Genomic DNA, 23659 nt, shown 5'->3' on the forward strand with positions numbered 1-23659 from the left:
GGTTCTCGCCGAGGGTGGGCGCGCATCGATCTCCGATGCGCACGATCGGATCTCGCAATACGCCGGTCAGTGTACTCCCGGGAGCAGATCGTCCGGGGCCGCGAACAGACGGCGGTGTTCCCCGTGCAGGCGCCCGGTGACCCACCACGAGACCTCCACCAGGAACACCCCGACGGCACCGCACACGAACGCAATCGTCGTGTATCCGACATCCGACGGATCCAGCGCGAAGAACTCGCGGCAGAACGGGACGGTGAACAGGACGACGTAGCCCAGCACCGATGCGATCAGCAGCACGATCTTCCACAACTGATAGGGCCGCGCGACCACCGCGAGCACCCACAGGGCGATCATGATCAGAGTGATCAACGCGGATGTGCCGGCCTGGATCTTCTGCTCCTCGGTCTGCTCGGGTCCCCCGTACACCAGGACGTAGCAGACGAACGTCGCGACACCGATGATCACACCCGACGGGATCGCCAGCCGCATCACACGGGGCACGAACCCGGGCCGGGCCCGCTCGTTGTTGGGAGCCAGCGACAACAGGAACGCCGGTATGCCGATGGTGAACCACGCGGCGATCGTCACGTGCCGCGGCAGGAACGGATACGGCATCGGATCGAAATCGAACAGCTGCGACAGCACCCCGGACACACCGACGAAGAACGCCAGGAGCACCGAGTACACGGTCTTGGTCAGGAACAGGTTCGAGACACGTTCGATGTTGCCGATCACCCGGCGACCTTCGCCGACCACGTGCGGCAACGTCGCGAACTTGTTGTCCAGCAGCACGATCTGCGCGACCGCCCGGGTAGCGGGACTGCCCGAACCCATCGCCACTCCGATGTCGGCGTCCTTGAGCGCCAGCACGTCGTTGACGCCGTCACCGGTCATCGCGACGGTATGGCCGCGGGACTGCAGCGCCCCGACCATCGCACGTTTCTGGTCGGGGCGGACCCGGCCGAACGTGGTCGACGACGCGACGGTGTCGGCGAGCTGTTCCCGGTCCTCGGGCAGGGTGCGCGCATCGACGGGCCGCTCACCGCTGGCCAGGCCCAGCGACGACGCGACGGCCCCCACCGACACCGCGTTGTCGCCGGAGATGATCTTGACGTCGACCTTCTGGTCGGCAAAGTACTCGAGGGTGTCCTTCGCGTCGGGCCGAACTCGCTGCTCGAGCACGACCAGCGCCTGCGGGGCGACGATGCCCGGCGCGGCCGCGTCGTCGACGGGACGGTCGCTGCGGGCGAGCAGCAGCACCCGCAGCCCCTGCGAGCCGATCTCCTCGGCCTTGCGGGCGGTGCCGGACGACGGATCGAGCAGCACGTCGGGAGCGCCGAGCAGCCAGTTGCCGTGTTCGCCGTACGACTGGCCGCTCCACTTCTTCGCCGACGAGAACGGCGCGACCGCGGTCGCAGCGCCCCAGCCCGGGTCGCCGGGCAGCGCTTCCCGGATCGCGGCGACACTCGCGTTCGGACGCGGATCGTCCCCGGCCATCGCGGCGAGCGCGGCGCGGGCGACGTCCTCGTCCGCGCCGTCCACGGGAACGATCTCGGCCAGGCGCATACCGTTCTCGGTCAGTGTTCCGGTCTTGTCCGCGCACACCACATCGACACGGGCCAGCCCCTCGATAGCAGGCAACTCCTGCACGAGGCACTGGCGCTGCCCGAGCCGGATCACCCCGACCGCGAACGCGATCGACGTCATCAGGACGAGACCCTCGGGAACCATCGGCACCAGCGCGGCGACCATGCCGCTCAGTGCGGGTCCCAGCGACTCGCCGCTGGAGAACAGCTGGTTGTAGATGATGAGCAGACCCGCCGGGATCATCAGGTACGTGATGAACTTCAGGATCTTGTTGATGCCGGACATCAGTTCCGACTGCACCAGCGTGAACTTGCTGGCCTCCTCGGCCAGCCGCGCCGCGTAGGCGTCTCGGCCCACCTTCGTCGCGCGGTAGGCACCGCTGCCCGACGCGACGAAACTGCCCGACATCACGGTCGTGCCCGGCGCCTTGTCGACGTTGTCGGATTCGCCGGTGAGCAGCGACTCGTCGAGCTCGAGCCCCTCCGATTCGACCACCACACCGTCCACGACGAGCTGGTCGCCGGGGCCGAGTTCGATGATGTCGTCGAGCACCACCTCGCGCGGGGCGAGCTCGGCGGACCTGCCGTCGCGCCGCACGACCGGCTTGGTCTGGCTGACGATCGCGAGCTTGTCCAGGGTCCGCTTGGCGCGGACCTCCTGGATGATGCCGATCCCGCTGTTCGCGACGATCAGCAGGCCGAACATGCCGTCGATGATCGAGCCGGTGGCGAGCACAATGAGGAACAGCACACCGAGGATCGCGTTGATCCGGGTGAACACGTTCGCGCGGACGATGTCCTTGACGGACCGGGACGCGCGGTCGGGGACGTCGTTCGTCTCCCCCCGTGCCACACGCTCGGCGACCTGCTCGGTGGTCAGGCCGCCGACGACGTGGTCCGGATCGGTCACCACCGTTTCACCGGCCCCCGCCACCGCGGTGGGCTCTTCAGCTGACATGGAGAACAGGCTATGCCAGGGGTCGAAGTCGCGATCGTGCACCGACCTGCAAGATCGCGTTTCGACCGGGAACCGGCACGGGTACCCGCGACGGCATGACATCTCTGAAGGCACTCGCCCTGGTCTGCACGCTCAAACCGTCCCCGGCCGCGTCGAGCAGTGACCTGATCACCGAGCAGGTCCTGGCCGAGCTCGGCAAACACGACGTGACCGGGGAGACGGTCCGGCTCGTCGACCTCGACATCCATCCCGGCGTCGAGGCCGACATGGGTAACGGCGACCGATGGCCCGACGTCCGGCGGCGCATCCTCGACGCCGACATCCTGCTCGTCGCCACCCCCACCTGGCTGGGCCAGATGTCGAGTGTCGCCAAGCGCGCGCTCGAGCGGCTCGACGCGGAACTGTCCGAGACCGACGACGAAGGTCGTCCGATCCTGTTCGGGAAGGTCGCGGTCGCGGCGGTGGTCGGCAACGAGGACGGCGCCCACGCCATCGTCGCCAGCCTGTTCCAGGGGCTCAACGACTGCGGGTACACGATCCCCGCGCAGGGTTGCACCTACTGGAACGGTGAGGCCATGACACCCGGTGACTACAACGACCTCGACTCGGTGCCGGACGCGGTCGCGTCGGCGACGGCGACCCTGGCCCGCAACGCCGCGCATCTCGCCCGTGCTCTGCGGGAGGGACCGTATCCGCCTGCCGAGTGAGAGCGGCGCCGGGCGAGGCGGGTCTCACGTCTCCTCGGTGCCCCCGCTCCGCTCGGCACGCCCGCCCTCCTCGCCTGCCCGGTGCGCCGGGCCCGTCGCGTCGTAGTCGCCGTCGGTGCCGTCGCCGGATCCCTCGGACCGGACGTCTTCGTCCTGCGGGGTTTCCTCGGGGTCCGGGGTCACCTTGTGGAAGCCGCCGTCGTTCTTGCCGGACGCATTCATCTTCTTCTCCTCACCGGGGCGCGCCGGTGGTGCGCGCGACCTCGAACTGCACTCCGAAGTTGTCGAACGTGTTGGGCAGCGGACCGTCCGGTGCCGGCGCCGGATCGGAGACGACCCGGAAATCGGCGGCGTCGAGCAGCCGCGCCAGGACGGTGCTGGTCACCAGCAGCACCAGGTTGCGGCCGGGGCACACCGCGGGGCCGGCGCTGAACGGCACCAGCGCGGGATAGGACTCGGCGCGCCCGTCCAGCCACGCCTCGGGCACGAACTCGTTCGCGAACGGGACCCGGTCGCTGTCGCGGTGGAACCCGGCCGTCAGGATCGCGAATCCCGTTCCGGCTGGGATGGTGAACCGTTCCCCTTCCGGGCCCCACACAGTGTCCCGGGTGGAGTCGCGCAGGATCATCGGCGTGGTCGGCCACAGGCGCAGCGATTCGAGCACGGCCGCTCTCAGGTAGGGGTACGGCTGCGGCGTCCCGGAGTCGCTGCCGGCGATCTCGGCGCGCGCCGCCTCGCGTTGGCCGGGGTGGCCGGCAAACAGCGCGAGTGCACGTATCGAGGCGATGCCTGCGGCGTCGAAAGCGAAGAGCCAGTGCGGTATCTGGCCGACCGGATCGGTCGCGCCGCCGGCTGGCAGCGCCGCGAGCGCACCGGCGAGCGAACCAGGTTCGGCCCGGTCCACGCAGCGATACAGATCTTCGATGAATCGATCGCGCAGACGGTTTCGTTCGGGGATGAAGTAGGACCAGTTGCCGTTGGCGCGAAGCTTTTTCAATCTGTCGGTGATGCCGGTGTCGTCGGCTGCGGAGGGGCCCAGCACGACCTGGCGGACGATTCGCCACCACGCGCGGGTGAATTCGTCGCTGCCGAGCGACCCGGAGCGCAGCGCCGACTCGACGAGGGCGCCCACCTCCCGGTCGACGATCTCGACGATGGGTTCGGCGAGGTGGTGGAGGGTGCGTGGGGTGTCCAGCGCCTCCTCGTTGAGTTTGCGACGTTCGGCGCGGATGTGCCCCTGCGAGATGAGGACACCGTGCGGCTGGAACGGCGAGAGCGCTCCCTTCTTCTCCCGGGTGGCGGGATCGAACGGGTCGGGAGAATCCTCCAGGACCCGACTCACGTCGGCGGGGTCGAGGACGACCGCCAGGCGCCTGCCCGGCAATTCGACCTGCAACGGGCCGGTGCCGTGTTCCGCACGCAGCTGCCGCAGGGCGTGCACGGCGGAGGCATCCGCTCCGAACCGTTCCAGCAGCGCCATCGATCTGGGCCTGCGGGCGATGACGCCGGCCGCGACGGACGGGAAGCCGAGCGTCGTGGTCAGGCGCAGTGCCCTGAGACCGCTCACCGTCGGGCCGGTCGTGGACGTCGAGTGTGCGGTACCTGCGGTTGGCGACATGACGGACTGGTACCCCTTGCCCTTCCGGGTGAAACGCCCATCCCCGCGAAAAGACAAGCATGCTTGACACAAAATGACAAGGATGCTTGACTTCAGTGCGTGACAGGGACACGGAGAGACAACCGGGTTCGCGAGTTCCGCAAGCAGATGCGAATCACCCAGGCCGAACTCGGCGCGCAGGTCGGCGTCAGCCGCCAGAGCATCGTGTCCACCGAGAAGGGCGACTACGCGCCGAGCGTCTATCTCGCACTCCGGCTCGCTCGCGCCCTGGGCACCACCGTCGAAGACCTGTTTCCGCTCACCGAGGAGGATCCCGCATGACCGCGTTCATCAAGGCCGCCCGCGTGATCGGAGATCTCGACGACGACTTCTACCGCGACGAACGTCAACGCGACGTCTGGAACGAGGCGTCCGCGGTGGGTTTCCAGCTGACCCAGTGGATCGCCCTTGCCGCCGCGGCCGTGCTTCCGTGGGCGGCCGGGCGCGTCGGCGCGTGGGTCTCCCTCGGCATCATCGTCGCGTGGATGGTCGTCTCGATCGCCACCACCGGCTACGCACGCAGCCAGGACGTCGACGTGTACGCGTCGGCGAAGAAGTGGCGCCCCCGCGCGATTCTCGCCGCCGCCCTGTACATCGTCGGAGTCCTCGGAATCTACGCGCGCCTGTCCACCCCACTGGACCAAGACCCAGCAACATGGTTCGGTGCGGTCGTCGGCGGAATATGCGGTGCCTCAGCGGTATTCGCCCTCATCGCCTGGCGGAAGCGGCGCGACGCCCGGCGCCTCGCGGAAGAGGAAGCGCGCGACGCCGAAGACCTGTGAGGACGTCCGGTCACGATCCGGACCGTCATGCCCTAGGCCAGTACGGCGTCGATCGTCTTCTTCAACGCCGACGGCTGCGCCGGTGACCTGGGCGCCTTCTTCTTCAGCTCCAGCATCTCGGCTCCGATCTCCTGCAGCTTCTTCCGGCCGAGATGTTCACGCACCTGCGGGAACCACTCGTCCTCTTCCTCTTCGATGTGGTGTTCGACGTTCTCGATGAGCACCGTCGTCTTGGCGTCGAATCGTTCGTCGGACGGCGACATGGCAGCCAGCTCGGTCACGAGTACGTCGGCGACATGATGTTCCTCGTAGGACTCGAGGACGTCGTCCTCGAGGTCCGGGAGGAGGTCACGAACCTGCGGGTACATGCATTCGTTCTCGATGTAGGTGTGCACCGTCAGGGCCTCGATGATCTTGTCGACGAGTTGCCCCTTCTGCTTCTGCGCGTTGTCGCCTGCACTCCGGAAGGCGCGGAACAACCGCCGGATCTCCTTGTGATCGTCCTTCAGAATCACGATGGCGTCCGTCGACATCAGAACCTCCTCGAGCCGGGGTCCGGCACCTGCGGCCGGACGCGGGATCCGTGTGGACCGCTGATACCCGCGGCAGGAGCCGGGCAAACGAGACCCGGTCGAACCCGTGTGTCTTTATGGCGGCCAGGACCGCCGAAACGACACACCGCCCTCTCACCCCAGAGTCACCCACCACGGCTGTTGGTCGCCCGGGCGCAGGACGTCGACGCGCTGCCCCGGCATCGGAACGGCCGTCGCCACGCCCGCGTCCCGGGCGGCGGGCAGCAGCCGCGCGATCGGTTCGGACCACGAGTGGAACGCGAGGTTGAAGGTGCCCCAGTGCACGGGCACCAGGAGGCTGCCGGGACGGTCGGCGCAGCCGAGGTCGGTGTGCGTGCGCACCGCCTCCTCGGGGTTCATGTGGATGTCGGGCCAACGCCGGTCGTAGGCGCCGACCGGCAGCAGCGTCAGGTCGAACGGACCGTATCGATCCCCGACGTCGGCGAATCGCCGGGTGTAGCCGCTGTCGCCACCGAAGAACACGCGACGGGTCGGGCCGGCGATCACCCACGACGACCACAGCGTGATGTCCCGTGCGAATCCGCGGCCGGAGAAGTGCCGGGCCTCGGTGCACGTGATCGTGAGTTCCCCGACCTCCGCGTGCTGATCCCAGTCGAGTTCGACGATCCGGTCCTCGGGGATCCGCCACCGGCGCAGGTGCGCTCCGACGCCGAGCGGCACCAGGAACCGGATGTCGCGTTGTGTCGCGGCCAGGACCTCCACGGTGTGCCGGTCGAGGTGGTCGTAGTGATCGTGGGAGATCACGACGGCGTCGATGCGGGGCAGCTCGGCGAGCTGCACCGGAACCGGATGCAGCCGGGACGGCCCGACCGTCAGCGACGGCGACACCCGGTCGCTCCACACCGGGTCCGCGAGGATGCGGTGCCCGTCGACCTCGACGAGCACGCTGGAATGCCCGTACCACGTGACCGCCAGGTCGGCGGCCTCCACGGGCGCGAGCGGCGCCGCGAGCGGCACGACTGTCCGGGGTGTTCCGACGGACCCGCGGGTCAGGATGTCCTTGAGGAAACCCCCGCCCGCTTCCGGGCCGAGTGCGCTGCTCGGTTCCGAGTTGTGGAACCGGCCGTCGCGGTACCGGGGCGAGCCCGCCGCATACGGCCGGATGTCGGCGACGGACGCGCCGATCGATGTGGGGAGACCACGGGCGGCACGCGCCACCCACAGCAGTCCGGCTCCGGCGAGGGCGGACGAGGCAGCCTGTTTGACGCTCACCACACCACTCTAGGTGCGGTCGGCTACTTTCCGCGGAACGCCGGGTCGCGCTTCTCAGCACGCGCCGCTCGCGCTTCCTGCGCGTCGTCGCTCAGCCACGCCGCAGCGAGCGCCGACATCTGTTCCGGTGACGGTTCGTCGCGGGTGCGGTCGTCGTTGAGGAACAGCTTCATCGCGCGCAGCGACAGCGGTGCCAGCGTGGCGATCTCCTGCGCCCATGCCTGCGCGGCACCGAGGTCGCCGATCCGGTTGGCCAGGCCCCGCGCGAGCGCTTCGTCGGAATGGATCGACTCGGCGGCGAGGAACACCGCCCCGGCCGCGCCGCCACCGATGAGCGTGGCCAGCCGGCGCACCGTCCAGCGGTCGACCGAGATCCCGAGCCGCGCTGCGGGCACCGCGAACCGGGCCTCGGGCGCGACCACCCGCAGGTCCGAGGCGAGTGCCAGCTGGGTGCCGGCCCCGATCGCGGGACCGTTGACGGCGGCGATCACCGGGACCGGCGCGGCCTCGATCGTCGAGAGCATGCCGGTGAGACTGTCGAGGAACCCTTCGGCGTAGACGTCGCCGGACAGGTCGGCACCGGCGCAGAACACCGATCCTTCACCGGTGAGCACCACGACGCGGGCGTCGTCCTCGACGGCCTGCTCGATGCCTTCGCGGAGCTGCACGCACATCTCGGTGTTGAGCGCATTCCTCCGCTCGGTGCGCTGCAGTTGCATGGTGACGACGTCGCCCTCGCGGCTGATCCCGATCATGTTCGTGCCCACCTTCCGATCCTGGCGCAGGCATCATCCCATCCGCCCGGGCTGCGCGTTCCACGCGGTCGGGCGCGGCGGTGGCGGTAGGATCGGGGGCGGCGAACAATGAGGGGCAGCGGATCGACACAGCTCGTCGCCGGCACGACGGGGTGCATTCCCAGGAGTGGTCATGGACCCACGGATTCCCGATCTGAACACGGTCAGGATGGCAGTGGACCTTGCCTGCCGTGCGCCGTCGGTGCACAACAGTCAACCCTGGCAGTGGACGTACTCGGACGGACGCCTCGATCTGTTCAGCGACCGCAGCCGGCTGTTGGAGTCGGCGGATCCGTCGGCCCGGCAACTCGTCCTGAGCTGCGGGGCCGCCCTGCATCACCTGCAGGTCGCGGCCACCGCGTTGAAGTGGTCCACCGAGATCGACCGGCTGCCGATGGGTGAACATTCCAATCACCTGGCCAGCATCCGGTTCAGTCACGGAGCGCGTCCGGCCTCGCACGATTTCGATCTCGTCGCGGCGATTCGCAGGCGCCATTCCGACCGCAGGCCGTTCGCGCCGCCGTCGGCCGACACCGGCTTCCCCGCCCCGCTCCACGAGATGCTCCGGCCCGGAACACGAGTGACGGTGCTGGATCAGGGCGCTCGTACAGTCCTCGGTGCCGCCACCGAACTGACCGCCGCCGTGCGGCGCTACGACAGCGCATATCAAACCGAAATACATTGGTGGACCGGACATACCGTCGACACGGTCGGAATCCCGCCGGAAGCGCTCGCCACGGCGGAACAGAGCGCGCACGTCGAGATCGGCCGCCGATTCCCGCCCGGCACCCGCACCTCGGCCGACACCCCGGGCGCCGACCGTTCCACCGTTGTGTTGGTCAGCACCGAAGCCGACGGGCGAGCGGACTGGCTGCGCGCGGGCGAAGCACTGTCGGCGGTGCTGCTCGAAGCGACCGCAGTCCGGCTCGCCACGTGCCCGCTCACCCACGTGACCGAGTTCGGCCGGAGCCGGGAGATGATCCGTACGTTGCTTCCCGACGACGGATGCCCGCAGGCGCTGGTCCGGATCGGCACGACCGCGCCGGAGGACCGGCCGAAGCCGACCCCCAGGCTGCCTACCGATTCGGTACTGACGGTCACCGCACGACGTCCGGTGCGGTGACCGCGCCACGGACATTTCCGTCCGGCCCCGACCCGGCGGCTCCCCGTGCGATAGTGGAATTCCGTTACGTCGCAAGGGAGCAGGTCGATGCCCGACCCCGCCGACACGTGGATGTTGTACTTCGAAGGCTACGATCCGCCGACCGAGAAGCTCCGTGAGGCGCTGTGCACGGTCGGCAACGGTTGTTTCGCGACGCGCGGCTGCGCACCCGAGGCGGACGCCGGAACCCACCACTATCCCGGCACCTACGCGGCGGGCATCTTCAACCGGCGCGAAGACGAGGTCGCGGGGCGGATGGTCACCAACGAGTCCATGGTGAATCTGCCGAACTGGCTGCCGGTGACGTTCCGGATCGACGACGGTGCCTGGTTCGACATCGACGACACCGGGATCCTGGACTACTGCCAGTATCTCGACCTGCGGCGCGCGGTGATGACCCGGCGGTTCCGGGTCCGCGACACGGCGGGCCGCACCACCTCGGTGGTGCAGCGGCGCTTCGTCGCGATGCACCTGCCGCACGTCGCCGGTCTCGAAACGACGATCACCGCGGAGGACTGGTCGGGCCGGCTGGAGATCCGTTCCGAACTCGACGGCGCGGTCACCAACGAGCTCGTCGAGCGGTACCGCAACCTCGACAGCGTCCACCTCGAGGCGACGGCCGCCACGACGCTGTCCGACGATTCGGTTCTGCTGAGCATGCAGACCAATCAGTCCCGCATCCCGATCGCGGTCGCGGCCCGCCACACCTTGTGGAACGACGGCGCGCCGCTCGCCGCCGACTGCCGCACGGTCGACCGGGCCGGGCGGATCGGCCACCTCATCGCGGTGGAGCTGACGCCCGGCCGGCACGCGGCGCTGGAGAAGATGGTCACTGTCTTCACCGGCCGCGATCTCGCCGTCTCCGAACCCGCCGAGGCCGCGGCCCGGCGGCTGGCCCGCACCGGCCGCTTCGAGGAGGTTCTCGACGGCCACGTCCTGGCGTGGCGGCACCTGTGGGATCGCGTGGCCGTCGACGTCGGACGCGACACGACCAGCCTGCGGATCGTGCGGCTGCACCTGCTGCATCTGCTGCAGACCCTCTCACCGAACACCGCCGAACTCGACGTGGGCGTCCCCGCGCGGGGTCTGCACGGCGAGGCCTACCGCGGGCACATCTTCTGGGACGAGCTCTTCGTGCTGCCGGTGCTGAACCTGACGTTGCCGGGACTGAGCCGGGCGATGCTGCGCTACCGGTTCCGGCGCCTGCCCGAGGCCCGGCAGGCGGCACTCGACGCCGGGTACACGGGAGCGATGTTCCCGTGGCAGTCGGGTAGCGACGGCCGGGAGGAAAGCCAGCAGATGCACCTCAATCCCCGTTCGGGACATTGGAATCCGGATGCGAGCTGGCGGCAGCACCACATCGGCATCGCGGTCGCCTACAACACGTGGAACTACTACCAGGCGACGGGCGATCTCGAATTCCTCGGCGAGTTCGGCGCCGAACTCCTCGTCGAGATCGCCCGGTTCTTCGCGGGCCTGGCCACCTACGATCGGTCCCGCGACCGCTACGTCATCCGCGGGGTGATCGGTCCGGACGAGTTCCATTCGGGATATCCCGACGCACCGTACGAGGGTATCGACAACAACGCCTACACCAATGTCATGGCGGTGTGGGTGATCCTGCGCGCGGCCGACGCGCTCGCGGCGCTGCCGGAGCAGATCCGCGTGGAGCTGACCGCCTCGCTCCGGTTGACCGATTCGGAGACGGCGCGCTGGGAGGACGTCACCCGCCGCATGTTCGTGCCGTTCCACGACGGGGTCCTCAGCCAGTTCGAGGGTTATGCGGCTCTCGCCGAACTGGATTGGGACGGATACCGGCGCAGGTACGGTGACATCCAACGGCTGGACCGGATCCTCGAGGCCGAAGGCGACGACGTGAACCGCTACCGCGCGTCGAAGCAGGCCGACGTACTCATGCTGTTCTATCTGCTCTCCGCCGACGAACTCGGGGAACTGCTCGGGCATCTCGGCCACCGGCTCGACGGCGACACCATTCCGCGCACCATCGACTACTACCTGTCCCGTACCTCGCACGGCTCGACGCTCAGCGCCGTCGTCCACGCGTGGGTACTGACCCGCCGGAACCGGCACGAGGCGATGAAGTTCTTCACCACGGTGCTCGCCTCCGACGTCACCGACATCCAGGGCGGCACAACCTCCGAGGGTATTCACCTCGCAGCCATGTCGGGCAGCATCGACCTGCTGCAGCGATGCTTCTCCGGTCTCGAAACCCGCGGTGACCGGCTGGTGTTCACCCCGGAGTGGCCCGAGCGGCTCGGCGCGCTCGAGTTCCCCGTCTTCTATCGCGGGCATCGGCTGCAGATCCGTATCGCCGGCAGGGCGGTGGAGGTGAGTGCCAACGCCGGCACGCAGGCGCCCATCGTCGTCGAGTGCCGCGGGACGACGGCGCTGCTCCGTCCCGGCGACACCGTCCGTCTCACCTGACCCCGACGGTGTCCCGGGCGGACCGGGCCTCACCCCGCGTCGCCGTCGCCTTTCGCGGGACGGCCGGGCCGGCGGATCTTCTCCACGTGGCCCGGCATCCGGCCGGCTTCGGTCAGCGCGCGCCGCAGCAGGAACTCGATCTGTGCGTTGGTGCTGCGCAGCTCGTCGCCCGCCCACCTCGCCAGCGCGTCGTGGACGGCCGGATCGAGCCGCAGCAGCAGCTTCTTGCGTTCGGCCATGCCGATCGATCCTGACTACTGGTAGAGCGAACCGGTGTTGACGACCGGCTGGGCACCCTGGTCCCCACAGAGTACGACCAGCAGGTTGCTGACCATCGCGGCCTTGCGTTCCTCGTCGAGCTCGACGGTGTGCTCGCGTTCGAGCTGTTCGAGTGCGGTGCCGACCATTCCGACCGCGCCCAGGACGATCTGTTCCCGCGCGGCGATGACGGCCCCGGCCTGCTGGCGGCGCAGCATGGCCTGTGCGATCTCCGGCGCGTAGGCGAGCTGGTTGATGCGCGACTCGACGACGTGGACGCCGGCGGACCGGACCCGGTCGGCGACCTCCTCGGACAGCTTGGTGGTGATCTCGTCGGCGTTCTGGCGCAACGACATCTCGTCGGCACCGGAGTCGTAGGGGTAGCTGCCGGCGATGTGGCGGACGGCGGCTTCGGTCTGGACGGCGACGAACTCCTCGAAGTCGTCGACGTCGAACACGGCCCGGGCAGTGTCCTCGACCTGCCAGACGATGACCGCGGAGATCTCGATGGGGTTGCCGTCCGCGTCGTTGACCTTCGCCTTGCCGGTCTCGAGGTTGCGGATGCGGGTCGAGATCTTGCGGCGGGTGTTGAGCGGGTTCATCCAGCGCAGGCCCGGTTCGCGGAGGGTGCCCGAGTAGGAGCCGCCGAGCAGCTGCAGTACACGCGCCTGGTTCGGCTCGACCAGCACGAGACCGGCCAGAGCGACGGTCGCGAGCACCACCGGGACAACTCCGGCAACGATGAGCGGAACGTTGGTCTGGGTCGCGCCCAGCACGATCAGTCCGATTCCGGCCAGTTCGGCGACGATCCCGATGCCGAGCACCAGCCATCCGTTCCGGGAACGCCCCTGGCGTTCGGTGATCGTCGATTGTGTGGCGGCCATGGCGCGCTCTCCTCGTCGTACTCCGGTAATGCGATATTAAAGTGATATCACATTATTTGCCGCAGCGCGTATAGCTCGGTGGACCGCCCCCGCACCGGGCATCATGGGTTCCACAGACGAGGCCACGACAGAGGGGGCGGACACGATGCCGACCGGCGACTCCGACATGTCCGTGGACATCGTTGTGATCGGCGCAGGCCAGGCCGGACTGTCCGCCGCCTACTATCTGCAGAAGTTCGGCAAGGCCCCGGACACCGGGTTCGTGGTGCTGGACCGGTCGTTCGGTCCCGGCGGCGCCTGGCAGCACCGCTGGCCGTCGCTGACCCTGGACACCGTCAACGGACTCCACGACCTGCCCGGATCGTCGTTCGCCGCGGCCGTCGACACCGCCGACGGGACGGTCGCCGCCGCGTCCGCGGTCCCCGAGTACTACGGAGCCTACGAACAACGGTTCCACCTTCCGGTACGCCGGCCCGTCCAGGTCGTCGTCGTGTGCGATCGAGGCGAATACCTGCGCGTGGAAACCGATCACGGCGTGTACGCCGCGCGCGGCATCATCAACGCGACCGGAACCTGGGAACACCCGTTCGTACCGTGGTACCCCGGCGCCGCACGATTCCGCGGACGGCAGCTGCACACCAAGGACTACCGGACCGCCGACGAATTCGCCGGCAAGCACGTCCTCGTCGTCGGCGGTGGCATCTCCGCGGTGCAGTTGCTCGACGAGATCTCCCGCGTCACCGACACCACCTGGGTCACCCGGCGCGAACCCGCTTGGCGGGACGAGAAATTCGACTCCGGCATCGGGCGGGCCGCGGTCGCGATCGTCGAGGACCGGGTCCGGCAGGGACTGCCACCGGGATCAGTGGTGTCGGTGACCGGCCTGCCGGTCACCCCGGCCATCCGCGCGGCCCGCGAACGCGGTGTGCTCGAACGCTTTCCGATGTTCTCCGAGATCACCGAGGACGGCGTCCGCTGGCCCGACGGACGACAGCTGGACGTCGACGTGATCCTGTGGTGCACCGGCTTCCGCAGTTCCCTCGACCATCTGGCGCCGCTCGGACTGCGCAACCCCGGGGGCGGGATCACCATGACCGGCCGGCTCGCGACGCAGGTGGCCGCCGACCCGCGGATCCACCTGGTCGGATACGGCCCCTCGTCGTCGACGATCGGCGCGAACCGCGCCGGACGGGCCGCGGCCCGTGAACTCGTCGACCACCTCGACGAACAGGCGCGCGCGAGGTGAGCGCGCGCTGGGCGGCGACGCTGGTGCTCGGATTCGCCACCGCGGCGAGCCTGGCCCTGTCCGCCCCCGCCGTCGTCGAGACGGTCGTACCTCCCCCACCGCCGCCGGTGGCGGCGGAACCGCCCACCGCCGAGGAACTGGCCGCCAGGATCGTGCCCGCGGTCGTCACGCTCACGGCCACCGACGGCTGGACGGGGGTCGCCGGCACCGGGATCGTCCTGACCCCCGACGGGCTCGTGCTCACCAACCATCACGTCGTCAGCGGGGCCGACGAGATCACCGCCGTCAGCGCCGCGACCGGCCTGAGCTACGACGTCGCCGTCAACGGATACGACCGCGCCCACGACATCGCGGTCGTGCAACTCGGCAGCGCCCAGGATCTGCCGGTCGCGACCCTGGCCGACACGAACCCACTCCTGGTGGGTACCGCCGTCACCGCGTTCGGCAACGCCGACGGCGGCGGCGTGGTGGTCGCGGCTCCCGGCACGATCGTCGCGACCGGCCGGAACGTGGTGGTGCGGGATTCGGCCGACGGGTCACGGCACCGGCTCACCGGAATGCTGCAGTCGGATGCGGCGATCCGGCCGGGTGATTCCGGTGGTCCGCTCGTCGACGAGTTCGGTGCGGTGGTGGGGGTGAACACGGCGGGCGCGGTCGGCGAGGACCCTGCCGACACCGCCACTGCCCCCGAGGCCTACGCGGTGCCGATCTCCGCGGCGATGCGGGTCGTCGATCAGATCCGCTCGGGCACGAGCGGCGGCACCGTGCACGTCGGCGCGACACCGCTGCTCGGAGTCACCGTCACCACGGTCCGCGAGGACGGTGAGAACCGCGGCGCCGAGGTGCTGTGGGTGTCGTTCGATTCACCGGCCGACGCCGCGGGGCTCGACATCGGCGATGTCATCACCTCGTTCGACGGCAAGCCCGTCGGCTCCCACGGCGACCTCGAAACCCTCCTGATGGCGCACGCCCCCGGCGACAGTGTCCGCATCGGCTGGCACGACAGGACCGGCGCGCCGCAGACCGCGTCCGTGACGGTCGAGGCCGGTCCGGCGCGCTGACACCCGAGGTCGAGTGTGCAGATCTTGTCGCCTTCCGTCGAAAATCGCGACAAGTTGTGCACAGTCGGCGCGGAAAACGCGGCCGCCGGATTTACTGCCCGAACCTCAGCGCAACCGGTGCGTGGTCTGCCCGTGCGGATGCTTCGCGAACACGAGCACCTTGCGCGGGTCGACCCGGAAGACCCCGGCGGTGAACTCGTCGCCGCCGAATCCGCCGTCGACCACCTCGAAACGCCACTGCTCTCCGTACTTGGCGAGATAGGCGTCTGCGAGTTCCTGCAACCGCGCCCGATCCGTGACCCGGTGTGCGTTTCCTTCGACGACCACATCGGTGCCGTCGGCCCAGGTGTTCGTTCCGGTCGTCACCGCGACCTGCGTTTCGTGCTCCAGGTTCCGGGCCTTCTGCTCACCCGGTCCGGTGCAGAACCAGAATGCGCCGTCGCGCCAGAGCCCGATCAGGGGCGTGACGTGCGGGCCGCCACCGCTGCCGGTGGTGCTCAGCCAGTACAGTTCCGCGTCCGTCAGAAGGTGTTCGGTGTCGCTCCACGCCATCGGCTGCGCGTCCGCATCACCGAATCGGGTGTCGATCGTGGTCACCGGTGTGCTCATGCCAGCCTCCCTCGTTTGCTCGATTGTCCACCGATACCGACCTCCCCGGCCGCCGAAACTCAGCATCCCGGGTGACGGGAACCTTCATCCGGCCTGACCGGGTGAAGGGACCGTTCACCCGGAGCGGGATAATCGCCGGGTGAGTGCAACACTGCGTATCGACGGTCTGTCCGCGTCCCGGGGCGAGCGAACCCTGTTCAGCGGCCTGGACCTGACGGTCGCGCCCGGCGACGTGATCGGCCTGGTAGGCGCGAACGGAGCCGGGAAGTCGACGCTGCTCACCACCCTCGCCGGTGTCGGCACCGCCGACGTGACCGGCACGGTCTCACTCAGCCCGCCCGATGCGACCGTCGGCTATCTCGCGCAGGAACCCGAGCGTATTCCCGGGGAGACGATCCTCGGGTTCCTCGAACGCCGCACCGGGGTTGCCGAGGCCGAACGGGTCATGAATGCCGCGGCGGAAGCACTCGGCGAATCCGACGTCGACGAATACACCCCCGCGCTCGAACGGTGGCTCGCGCTCGGCGGCGCCGACCTCGCGGAGCGCGCCGAGAAGACCGTCGCGGACCTCGGTCTCGACGTCGGGCTCGACGCTCCCATGACCGGGCTGTCCGGTGGGCAGGCGGCCCGCACCGGGCTCGCGGCGCTGCTGTTGTCGCGCTACGACGTACTGCTGCTCGACGAACCGACCAACGACCTGGACCTGGCCGGGCTCGAACAGCTCGAGCGGTTCGTCGCCGAGACCCGCACCGCGCTCGTGGTGGTCAGCCACGACCGGGAGTTCCTGGCGCGGACCGTCACCGGCATCGTCGAACTGGATCTGGCGCAGCAGCAGATCGCCGTGTACGACGGCGGGTACGAGGCGTATCTCGTCGAACGCGAGGTTGCCCGGCGGCACGCACGCGAGGCCTACGAGGAGTACTCCGACACGAAGCAGCAGCTCGAGGATCGCGCTCGGATGCAACGCAACTGGCTCGAACACGGCGTCCGCAACGCGCGCCGCAAGTCGAAGGACAACGACAAGATCGGCAAGAAGTTCCGCGCCGAATCCACCGAGAAACAGGCGGCGAAGGCACGCCAGACGCAGCGCCGCATCGAACGGCTCGACGTCGTCGAGGAGCCCCGCAAGGAGTGGGAACTGCGAATGTCGATCGCGGCAGCGCCTCGCAGCGGCGCGGTGGTCGCGACGCTGAACGGTGCCGAGATGTGCCGCGGCGCTTTCCGTTTCGGTCCCGTGACGACCGAGGTCGACTGGGGTGACCGAATCCTGGTGACCGGACCCAACGGCGCCGGGAAGACGACGCTGCTCGGACTGCTGCTGGGCACGCTGACTCCCGACGCGGGCAGTGTGTCGCTCGGTTCCGGGGTCGAGGTGGGCGAAATCGACCAGGCGCGTGGCTTGTTCGAGGGGGACGAACCCCTGGTCGAGGCGTTCGGCAGGCAGGTGCCGGACCTGCCCGATGCCGAGGTGCGGACGCTGCTCGCGAAGTTCGGGCTCAGGGGCCATCACGTGCTGCGGCCGGCGTCGTCGCTCTCCCCCGGTGAACGCACCCGGGCCGGACTCGCGCTGTTGCAGGCCCGCGGGGTGAACCTGCTGGTGCTCGACGAACCGACGAACCATCTGGATCTCCCGGCGATCGAGCAGCTCGAACAGGCCATCGACAGCTTCGACGGGACGCTGCTGCTCGTCACGCACGACCGCCGGATGCTCGACACCACCCGCAGCACCCGGCGCTGGCGGCTCGACGACGGCACGCTGAGCGAGGAGAACGTATGAGCGGCAGTGTCCGGGTGGACAGCTGGACGTGGTCGGTGCGGTTGTTCAAGACCCGTTCGGCCGCTGCGGCCGCGTGCCGGGCGGGGCACGTGCGCGTCGACGGGGTGACCGCGAAGCCGTCGACGCCGGTGACGATCGGCGCGGAGGTCCGGGTACGCGCCCACGGCCTCGAGAAGATCGTCGAGGTCACGCAGCTCGTGAACAAGCGAGTCGGCGCCCCGATCGCGGCGACCGCCTACATCGACCACAGTCCCCCGCCCCCACCGAAGGAGATCCTCGCGTCGATCCCGCAACGCGACCGCGGCGCCGGACGTCCGACGAAGAAGGACCGCCGCGAACTGGACCGCATCCGCGGGTTCAACGAGGACTGACGCGCCCTCACTCCTCCCGGGCGGGTGAGAGCCCGTGTTCCACGAAGGTACGGAAGGCCCAGGCGAGGTCGTCCCGGGATCGTTGGGTTCCGCTCTCGTAGCCGACAAGCATGTACATCGCCACGGTCGCGTGCCGTTCGGACAGCTCGCGGTTGCCGGTCGCGTCGAAGTAGGCGTCGGCGATGAACTGCCGGCGTTCCTCGTCGGCCTCGACCTGGATCGCCCGGACGGCGGGATCGTGGGCGGCCCACACGCGGATCGCCGCCTCCGAATCGTGGGGCAGGTTCAGGGCGATGTCGATGAGGAATTCGAGCCGTTCGACGGGGTCGGCGACCTCCCGGGCACTGCTGATGAGCCGGTCGCTCTTGGCTTCGCGCCAGTAGCGGATGAGCGCGGACGTGTATTCGGGCCAGTTGGGGAACGCGTGGTAGAAGGATCCGGTGGTCGCTCCGACCGCCTCGCACACCGTCGCCAGTTTCAACCCGGCATGCCCCTGCCTGCCGAGCACGTCGAGGCCGGCCTCAAGATACCGCAACTGGGCGCCGCGCGTGGGCACCTTCCTCTTTGCGCCGTCGGAAGCCATGTCTCCTCCATCCTCGCCTCGCGGACCCAACAATGTGATCCCTTGCACAAAAGAGTAACCGTACTTACACTTCGACCGGTCACGAAGGATGAAACGTGCGCAAACGCAGCGTTTCGCGCTGTTCCGCACGTTTTCACCCCGGGTTTGCCGGTACCGCACGCGGCCCCGCCGGATTCCACCCGAAACGGGTGAGGTCCGGCCGGCGGGCGCGGTGAGACGCTGACCCGATGGCGCACCTGCCGGGACACACGAGACGGTCCGCCGCGGACAGACTCGGGCGCCCGACCCCCCGCGACGTGGTGTCGGGTCTGGTCACCGGCCTGTTCTCGATCCCGGAAGGAATGGCCTACGCCTCCATCGGCGGGTTCAACCCCGTCACCGGACTCTATTCCGGAATGGTCCCGACCCTCGTCGGGTCGTTCTTCACCCGCACGGTTCTCATGGTGACCACCCTGACCAGCGCGATCGCGCTGTCGTCGCAGAGCGTGCTCTCCTCGGCCGGACTGGACCCCACCGACCCGGCGAACGTCGCGACGCTGGCGATCCTCGTCGGTGCCGTCATGGCCCTCCTCGGCCTGCTCCGCGCCGGATCGATCATGAACTTCGTGTCGAGCGCGGTGATGACCGGATTCACCACAGGCATCGCCGTGCAGATCATCGCCGGTGTGCTGGGCGATGCGACCGGGTACGACCCGGACCGGCACAACACGATCGCCAAGATCGTCGATTCGATCGTCCACGTCGGTTCGTGGGACGGCACGACGGTCGCGGTCACGGCGGCGACGGTCGCGGTGTGGGCTGTGTTCCGTGCCGTGAAACGGGTGGCGTCGCTGGCCACGCTCATCGCGCTGGTGGCCGTCACCGCCGTCGTCGCGGCGCTCGGACTCGAGATCGACACCGTGGGAGACATCGCGGCGATTCCGAACTCGCTTCCGATGCCGGTCCTTCCCGATCCGGGCGCGGCCCCCGACCTACTGCTCGGCGCGTTCGCCGTCGCACTGGTGGCGCTTGCGCAGGCCGCCGGGATCTCTGGGGCCGTCCCCAATCCGGACGGCAGCCGGCCGAACGCATCCGGCGACTTCGCCGCCCAGGGCGCGGCGAATCTCGCCGGTGGATTCTTCGGTGCCCTGCCCACCGGTGGATCGCTGTCGCGCACCGGTGTCGCGGTGTCCGCCGGCGCGCAGACCCGCTGGTCGGGAATCTTCGCCGGTCTCTGGCTGATCGGACTGGTCCTCGTCGCGGGTTCGGTGGCGGAGATCATCCCCATGGCAGTGATCGGTGGCCTGGTCCTGGTCATCGGTGTCGAACTCGTGACCGGTCGCTGGCCCGACATCCGCCTGGTCTTCCGCACGGCGCCGTGGTCGGCGGTGGCGATGCTGGTCACGTTCTTCGCCACGACGCAGATACCGCTCCAGTACGCGATTCTTCTCGGTGCGGTGCTGTCGCTGTTGCTGTACTGCGGGCAGGCGTCCCGCGCTGCGAAACTGGTCGCACTCGAACCGGGCGACGATCATCGCTGGCGCGTCGTCGACCTGCCTCGCGAATGCCCCAGCGGGCAGGTCACCGTGCTGCACTATGCCGGAGTCGGCCTGTTCGCCGAGGTCCCCCGTATCGACGAGTCGTGGCCGTCGATACGGAACACCCGCAACGGTGTCGTCGTCCTGAGTGTGCGGACGATGCCGGACGTGCCGTCGGCCACGGTGATCCGGGATCTGACCCGCCACGCGCGGACCCTCGCCGGCAACGGCAGCCTCCTCGTGATCGCAGGCGTCACACCGGACCTGGCCCGCATCTTCGGACACAGCGGCCTGACCGACACGATCGGACGCGACAACATCATCGAGTCGACCGACGAACTGCTCGGCGCGCTGGACACCGCACTGGCCCGCGCCCGGGCCTGGCTCGCCGACCGCGCCTGACAATCGGCTCGTGATCCGGCCGAGCACCGCCGACACGCGTCCCCGGGTCCGGCTTGCCCGAGCGAATGTATCGCTCATCTCCTCAGGCCTGGCGAGTGTACCGCTCGCTCGGACTGGCCAGCTTGACATATCGTTGTGTTTTTACAACACTTTGTTGCATGAGCCCGGTACGTCGTGGGGAAACCCTCCCCATCTTCAATCGGATCCGTGTGCTCCGCGCTGACCGCGGATTGAGCCGCAACCAGCTCGCCGAACTGGTCGAGGTCAATCCCCAGACCATCGGTGCCCTCGAACGCGGCGACCACTACCCCAGCCTCGACCTCGCCTTCCGCATCTGCGACGTGTTCGGCCTGCCGGTCGAGGCCGTGTTCGCACGCACGGAATTCGCCCCGCTGTCCGCCGGCCTGCACCGCCCCGCACCGAAGGAGGATTGAGATGCCCGCGCAGAACCTGCTCGAGCGGTACGAGGCGCACCGCACCCGCAGATTCCTGAAGAATCAGGAGCAAACCTCACGGTGGCTCCCGTCCTGGCGCACCCGATCACGCCGCCGGCTCCTCACGGTGATCCTCGCTGTCGTGTTCGCCGCGATGTTCGTGACCACCACCGCCACCTATTTCACCTTGGTCGCCGCGATCGCCTGGCTACCTCTGACACTCGTATTCCTCGTCACCTGGACGTCCCTGCAGATCGTGTCCAGCCGGTTGTCCGACGCACCCCGGCACGCCCTCGACGAACGGGAGATCGCCGAACGCAACAGCGCGCGGTCGATCGGACTCACCGTCGCCCAGTCCCTCGTGATGATCCCGGTCCTGGCGCTCGTGTTCGGATCCAGCATCGACAGCCTCGATCACCAGGACCTGTGCTACGCCGCAGGCGGTTTCGCGCTCACGTCGATTCTGTTCGCCGGCTGCCTGCCCGCAATGATCCTGGCCTGGATCCGCCCCGACGACGACCCGGAGGACGCCCTGTGACCCTGACCCTGAGCCATCTCACCAAGCGCTACGGCGACACCGTCGCCCTCGATGATCTGAGCTTCGAAGTCCGGCCCGGCGAGCTGTTCGGGTTCGTCGGCAGCAACGGCGCCGGCAAGACCACCACCATGCGCATCACTCTCGGCGTGCTCGCCGCCGACTCGGGCGAGGTACTGCTCGACGGAAACCCGGTGGACCTCGACGTGCGCCGCACCATCGGATACATGCCTGAGGAACGCGGACTGTATCCGAAGATGAAGGTCGGGCAGCAACTGTCCTATCTCGCCCAGCTGCACGGCCTGTCCCGCTCCGATGCGGACGCCGCGGTGCGGCGGTGGACCGAGAGACTGGGCATCGCCGAACGGGTCGGGGACACCGTCGATTCGCTGTCCCTCGGCAACCAGCAGCGGGTTCAGCTGGCCGCCGCGCTCGTCCACGACCCGAAGGTGCTCGTACTCGACGAACCGTTCTCCGGCCTCGACCCCGTCGCCGTGGACGTGATGAGCGACGTCCTCGTGGAGAAGGCGAACAGCGGTGTTCCCGTGGTCTTCTCGAGCCACCAGCTCGATCTCGTCCAGCGCCTGTGCCACCGGGTCGGCATCATCGCCAAGGGACGGATGCGCGCCGTCGGCACCGTCGACGAACTGCGCTCCGGCGGCGACGCCCGTCTCGTCGTGCACGCACCGCAGGCACCGGAGGGCTGGGCAGACGGGCTGCCCGGTGTGGGCACGGTCGAGCACACGGACGGCCGGACGGTGTTGTCCGTGGCCGCGGGCGTGGACGACCAGCAGGTCCTGAAGACCGCGCTCGAAACAGGTCCCGTCCACGAGTTCTCGCTGCACCGGCCGTCGTTGACCGATCTGTTCCGAGAGGTGGTGTCCGCATGAGCGCACCGTTGACCGCGACCCGCGCGATCGGGCTCGTCGCCCGCCGCGAATTCTCCACCCAGGTCCGGAAGAAGAGTTTCGTCATCAGCAACGCGATCGTGCTCGTTGCGATCGTGGTGGGCATCGTCGCGATGTCGATCCTCTCCGGATCCGACGACGACCGGCCCACCGTCGGAGTCGTCGCCGCGCCGGGACTGAGCGCGACCCTCTCTGCGATCGGCGACTCCACCGGCATGCCGCTGGACATCTCCGATCCGCCGGACGCCGAATCCGCCCGCGCACAGGTCGCCGCCGGCGAACTCGACGTCGCCCTGATCCCGGACGAGACGGCGAGCGTCACCGCCGTCACCGAATCGGAGATCGACACCGGGCTGAAGACCCTCGTCGACGCCGCTGTCGCGCAGGAAGCGCAATCCGCCGCGCTGACCGAGCGAGGCGTCGATCCCGCCGAGATCGCGAACGCGACCGCACGGTCGGCCGTCGTGGTAGAAGCGCTCGATCCCCCCGATCCCGAGCAGGGCGAGCGGGTCATTCTGTCGATCGTCGCCGTGGTGTTGCTGTACATGCAGATCCTGCTGTTCGGCATGTATGTCGCCATGGGGGTCGTCGAGGAGAAGTCGTCGCGCGTCGTCGAACTGCTGTTGTCGACGCTGCGTCCGCTGCAGTTGTTGTGGGGCAAGATCATCGGTATCGGCGCCGTCGGCCTGCTGCAGCTCGCCGCGTACGGTGTGGTGGGGGTCGGAGCTGCCCTCGCCACCGATACCCTCACCATCACCGGCACCGCGCTCGGGGTGTTCGCGAGCACGCTCGGCTGGTTCGTGCTCGGCTTCGCGTTCTTCGCGGTGCTGTACGCCGCCGCCGGGTCGATGGTGTCGCGGCAGGAGGACGTCAACTCCACCTCGGGTCCGCTGATGATGATCATCCTCGCGATGTTCTTCGCCGCGTTCTCGTCCATCGACGATCCCGACGCCACGTGGAGCACGGTCCTGAGCTGGATCCCGCCGTTCTCCGCGATTCTCATGCCGCTGCGGATCGCGGCCGGGGTGGCATCGCCCGTCCAGATCGTCGGCACGGTCGTGCTCATGATCGTCGTCACCGCACTGCTCGGTGTCGTGGCCGCGAAGATCTACCAGCGTTCGATCCTGCGCATCGGCCGCACGGTCACGTGGAAGGAGGCGCTCGGACGGTGAGTCCGT

General features: G+C 68.8%; 23 protein-coding genes and 1 pseudogene. 14 read left to right on the forward strand and 10 right to left on the reverse strand.

What is annotated here, in order from left to right:
• Positions 1 to 66 precede the first annotated feature (66 nt).
• Positions 67 to 2544 (reverse strand): cation-translocating P-type ATPase, encoded by a 2478-nt coding sequence (locus tag A8G15_RS23310; RefSeq protein ID WP_068165266.1) that lies wholly within the window; start codon positions 2542 to 2544, stop codon positions 67 to 69.
• 95 nt (positions 2545 to 2639) lie between these two features.
• Between A8G15_RS23310 and A8G15_RS23315 the strand changes: the two genes are divergently transcribed.
• Complete coding sequence (locus tag A8G15_RS23315; protein ID WP_068165192.1) at positions 2640 to 3251, forward strand: flavodoxin family protein; 612 nt, start codon at positions 2640 to 2642, stop codon at positions 3249 to 3251.
• A 24-nt stretch (positions 3252 to 3275) separates the two neighbouring features.
• On the opposite strand, the gene A8G15_RS23320 is transcribed toward A8G15_RS23315, so the two are convergent.
• Both A8G15_RS23320 and A8G15_RS23325 read right to left on the reverse strand, forming a co-directional pair.
• Positions 3276 to 3473, reverse strand: coding sequence for a hypothetical protein (locus A8G15_RS23320; RefSeq protein WP_068165195.1), 198 nt, complete (start codon positions 3471 to 3473; stop codon positions 3276 to 3278).
• 10 nt (positions 3474 to 3483) lie between these two features.
• Complete coding sequence (locus A8G15_RS23325; protein WP_068165196.1) at positions 3484 to 4869, reverse strand: cytochrome P450; 1386 nt, start codon at positions 4867 to 4869, stop codon at positions 3484 to 3486.
• Between the two features lie 99 nt (positions 4870 to 4968).
• On the opposite strand from A8G15_RS23325, the gene A8G15_RS23330 reads away from it, so the two are divergent.
• Positions 4969 to 5190, forward strand: coding sequence for a helix-turn-helix transcriptional regulator (locus A8G15_RS23330; RefSeq protein ID WP_068165198.1), 222 nt, complete (start codon positions 4969 to 4971; stop codon positions 5188 to 5190).
• Entirely contained in the window at positions 5187 to 5690 is a 504-nt protein-coding gene (locus A8G15_RS23335; protein ID WP_068165200.1) for a DUF2029 domain-containing protein, read from the forward strand. Before A8G15_RS23330 ends, A8G15_RS23335 begins: the two co-directional genes overlap by 4 nt.
• A 32-nt stretch (positions 5691 to 5722) precedes the next feature.
• Here A8G15_RS23335 and A8G15_RS23340 read toward each other — a convergent pair whose 3' ends face one another.
• The 3 genes from A8G15_RS23340 to A8G15_RS23350 form a co-directional block, all read right to left on the reverse strand.
• A complete protein-coding gene (locus A8G15_RS23340; RefSeq protein WP_068165267.1) occupies positions 5723 to 6223 on the reverse strand; it encodes a hemerythrin domain-containing protein in 501 nt (166 codons plus the stop codon).
• A gap of 153 nt (positions 6224 to 6376) precedes the next feature.
• Positions 6377 to 7495, reverse strand: a complete 1119-nt coding sequence (locus A8G15_RS23345) for an MBL fold metallo-hydrolase (protein WP_068165268.1) — start codon at positions 7493 to 7495, stop codon at positions 6377 to 6379.
• A gap of 23 nt (positions 7496 to 7518) precedes the next feature.
• A complete protein-coding gene (locus tag A8G15_RS23350; protein ID WP_068165269.1) occupies positions 7519 to 8250 on the reverse strand; it encodes an enoyl-CoA hydratase in 732 nt (243 codons plus the stop codon).
• A gap of 172 nt (positions 8251 to 8422) precedes the next feature.
• On the opposite strand from A8G15_RS23350, the gene A8G15_RS23355 reads away from it, so the two are divergent.
• Positions 8423 to 9412: an Acg family FMN-binding oxidoreductase gene (locus A8G15_RS23355; RefSeq protein ID WP_068165202.1), complete on the forward strand. Its 990-nt coding sequence runs from the start codon at positions 8423 to 8425 to the stop codon at positions 9410 to 9412.
• A gap of 99 nt (positions 9413 to 9511) precedes the next feature.
• A pseudogene (locus A8G15_RS23360) lies at positions 9512 to 11896 on the forward strand (glycoside hydrolase family 65 protein); the annotation flags it as partial.
• A gap of 29 nt (positions 11897 to 11925) precedes the next feature.
• Here A8G15_RS23360 and A8G15_RS23365 read toward each other — a convergent pair.
• Together A8G15_RS23365 and A8G15_RS23370 are read right to left on the reverse strand one after the other, a co-directional pair.
• Positions 11926 to 12135, reverse strand: a complete 210-nt coding sequence (locus A8G15_RS23365) for a type II toxin-antitoxin system antitoxin (protein ID WP_068165203.1) — start codon at positions 12133 to 12135, stop codon at positions 11926 to 11928.
• A 15-nt stretch (positions 12136 to 12150) separates the two neighbouring features.
• Positions 12151 to 13038, reverse strand: coding sequence for an SPFH domain-containing protein (locus tag A8G15_RS23370; protein WP_068165205.1), 888 nt, complete (start codon positions 13036 to 13038; stop codon positions 12151 to 12153).
• 145 nt (positions 13039 to 13183) lie between these two features.
• On the opposite strand from A8G15_RS23370, the gene A8G15_RS23375 reads away from it, so the two are divergent.
• Together A8G15_RS23375 and A8G15_RS23380 are read left to right on the forward strand one after the other, a co-directional pair.
• On the forward strand, positions 13184 to 14284 hold the full coding sequence (locus A8G15_RS23375) for an NAD(P)-binding domain-containing protein (protein ID WP_068165270.1): 1101 nt from the start codon (positions 13184 to 13186) through the stop codon (positions 14282 to 14284).
• Positions 14281 to 15345 (forward strand): S1C family serine protease, encoded by a 1065-nt coding sequence (locus A8G15_RS23380; RefSeq protein WP_068165206.1) that lies wholly within the window; start codon positions 14281 to 14283, stop codon positions 15343 to 15345. Before A8G15_RS23375 ends, A8G15_RS23380 begins: the two co-directional genes overlap by 4 nt.
• Before the next feature lie 105 nt (positions 15346 to 15450).
• On the opposite strand, the gene A8G15_RS23385 is transcribed toward A8G15_RS23380, so the two are convergent.
• Entirely contained in the window at positions 15451 to 15954 is a 504-nt protein-coding gene (locus A8G15_RS23385; RefSeq protein WP_068165208.1) for a pyridoxamine 5'-phosphate oxidase family protein, read from the reverse strand.
• A gap of 139 nt (positions 15955 to 16093) precedes the next feature.
• Here A8G15_RS23385 and A8G15_RS23390 point away from each other — a divergent pair, with 139 nt between their 5' ends.
• Positions 16094 to 17731: an ABC-F family ATP-binding cassette domain-containing protein gene (locus tag A8G15_RS23390; RefSeq protein WP_068165210.1), complete on the forward strand. Its 1638-nt coding sequence runs from the start codon at positions 16094 to 16096 to the stop codon at positions 17729 to 17731.
• Positions 17728 to 18102, forward strand: coding sequence for an RNA-binding S4 domain-containing protein (locus A8G15_RS23395; protein WP_068165212.1), 375 nt, complete (start codon positions 17728 to 17730; stop codon positions 18100 to 18102). The genes A8G15_RS23390 and A8G15_RS23395 overlap by 4 nt, the downstream gene beginning before the upstream one ends.
• A gap of 7 nt (positions 18103 to 18109) precedes the next feature.
• On the opposite strand, the gene A8G15_RS23400 is transcribed toward A8G15_RS23395, so the two are convergent.
• Positions 18110 to 18685, reverse strand: coding sequence for a TetR/AcrR family transcriptional regulator (locus A8G15_RS23400; RefSeq protein WP_068165215.1), 576 nt, complete (start codon positions 18683 to 18685; stop codon positions 18110 to 18112).
• A 227-nt stretch (positions 18686 to 18912) separates the two neighbouring features.
• Between A8G15_RS23400 and A8G15_RS23405 the strand changes: the two genes are divergently transcribed.
• From A8G15_RS23405 to A8G15_RS23425, 5 genes are all read left to right on the forward strand, one after another.
• Positions 18913 to 20604 carry a SulP family inorganic anion transporter gene (locus tag A8G15_RS23405; RefSeq protein ID WP_068165216.1) on the forward strand — a complete coding sequence of 564 codons (1692 nt, stop codon included), beginning with the start codon at positions 18913 to 18915 and terminating at the stop codon, positions 20602 to 20604.
• A 158-nt stretch (positions 20605 to 20762) separates the two neighbouring features.
• Entirely contained in the window at positions 20763 to 21038 is a 276-nt protein-coding gene (locus tag A8G15_RS23410) for a helix-turn-helix transcriptional regulator (RefSeq protein ID WP_068165218.1), read from the forward strand.
• Between the two features lies 1 nt (position 21039).
• Positions 21040 to 21576 (forward strand): hypothetical protein, encoded by a 537-nt coding sequence (locus tag A8G15_RS23415; protein ID WP_068165220.1) that lies wholly within the window; start codon positions 21040 to 21042, stop codon positions 21574 to 21576.
• A complete protein-coding gene (locus tag A8G15_RS23420) occupies positions 21573 to 22463 on the forward strand; it encodes an ABC transporter ATP-binding protein (RefSeq protein WP_068165222.1) in 891 nt (296 codons plus the stop codon). Before A8G15_RS23415 ends, A8G15_RS23420 begins: the two co-directional genes overlap by 4 nt.
• On the forward strand, positions 22460 to 23653 hold the full coding sequence (locus A8G15_RS23425; protein ID WP_068165224.1) for an ABC transporter permease: 1194 nt from the start codon (positions 22460 to 22462) through the stop codon (positions 23651 to 23653). The genes A8G15_RS23420 and A8G15_RS23425 overlap by 4 nt, the downstream gene beginning before the upstream one ends.
• Positions 23654 to 23659 lie beyond the last annotated feature (6 nt).

The organism is Rhodococcus phenolicus (assembly GCF_001646785.1).
GTDB lineage: Bacteria > Actinomycetota > Actinomycetes > Mycobacteriales > Mycobacteriaceae > Rhodococcus > Rhodococcus phenolicus.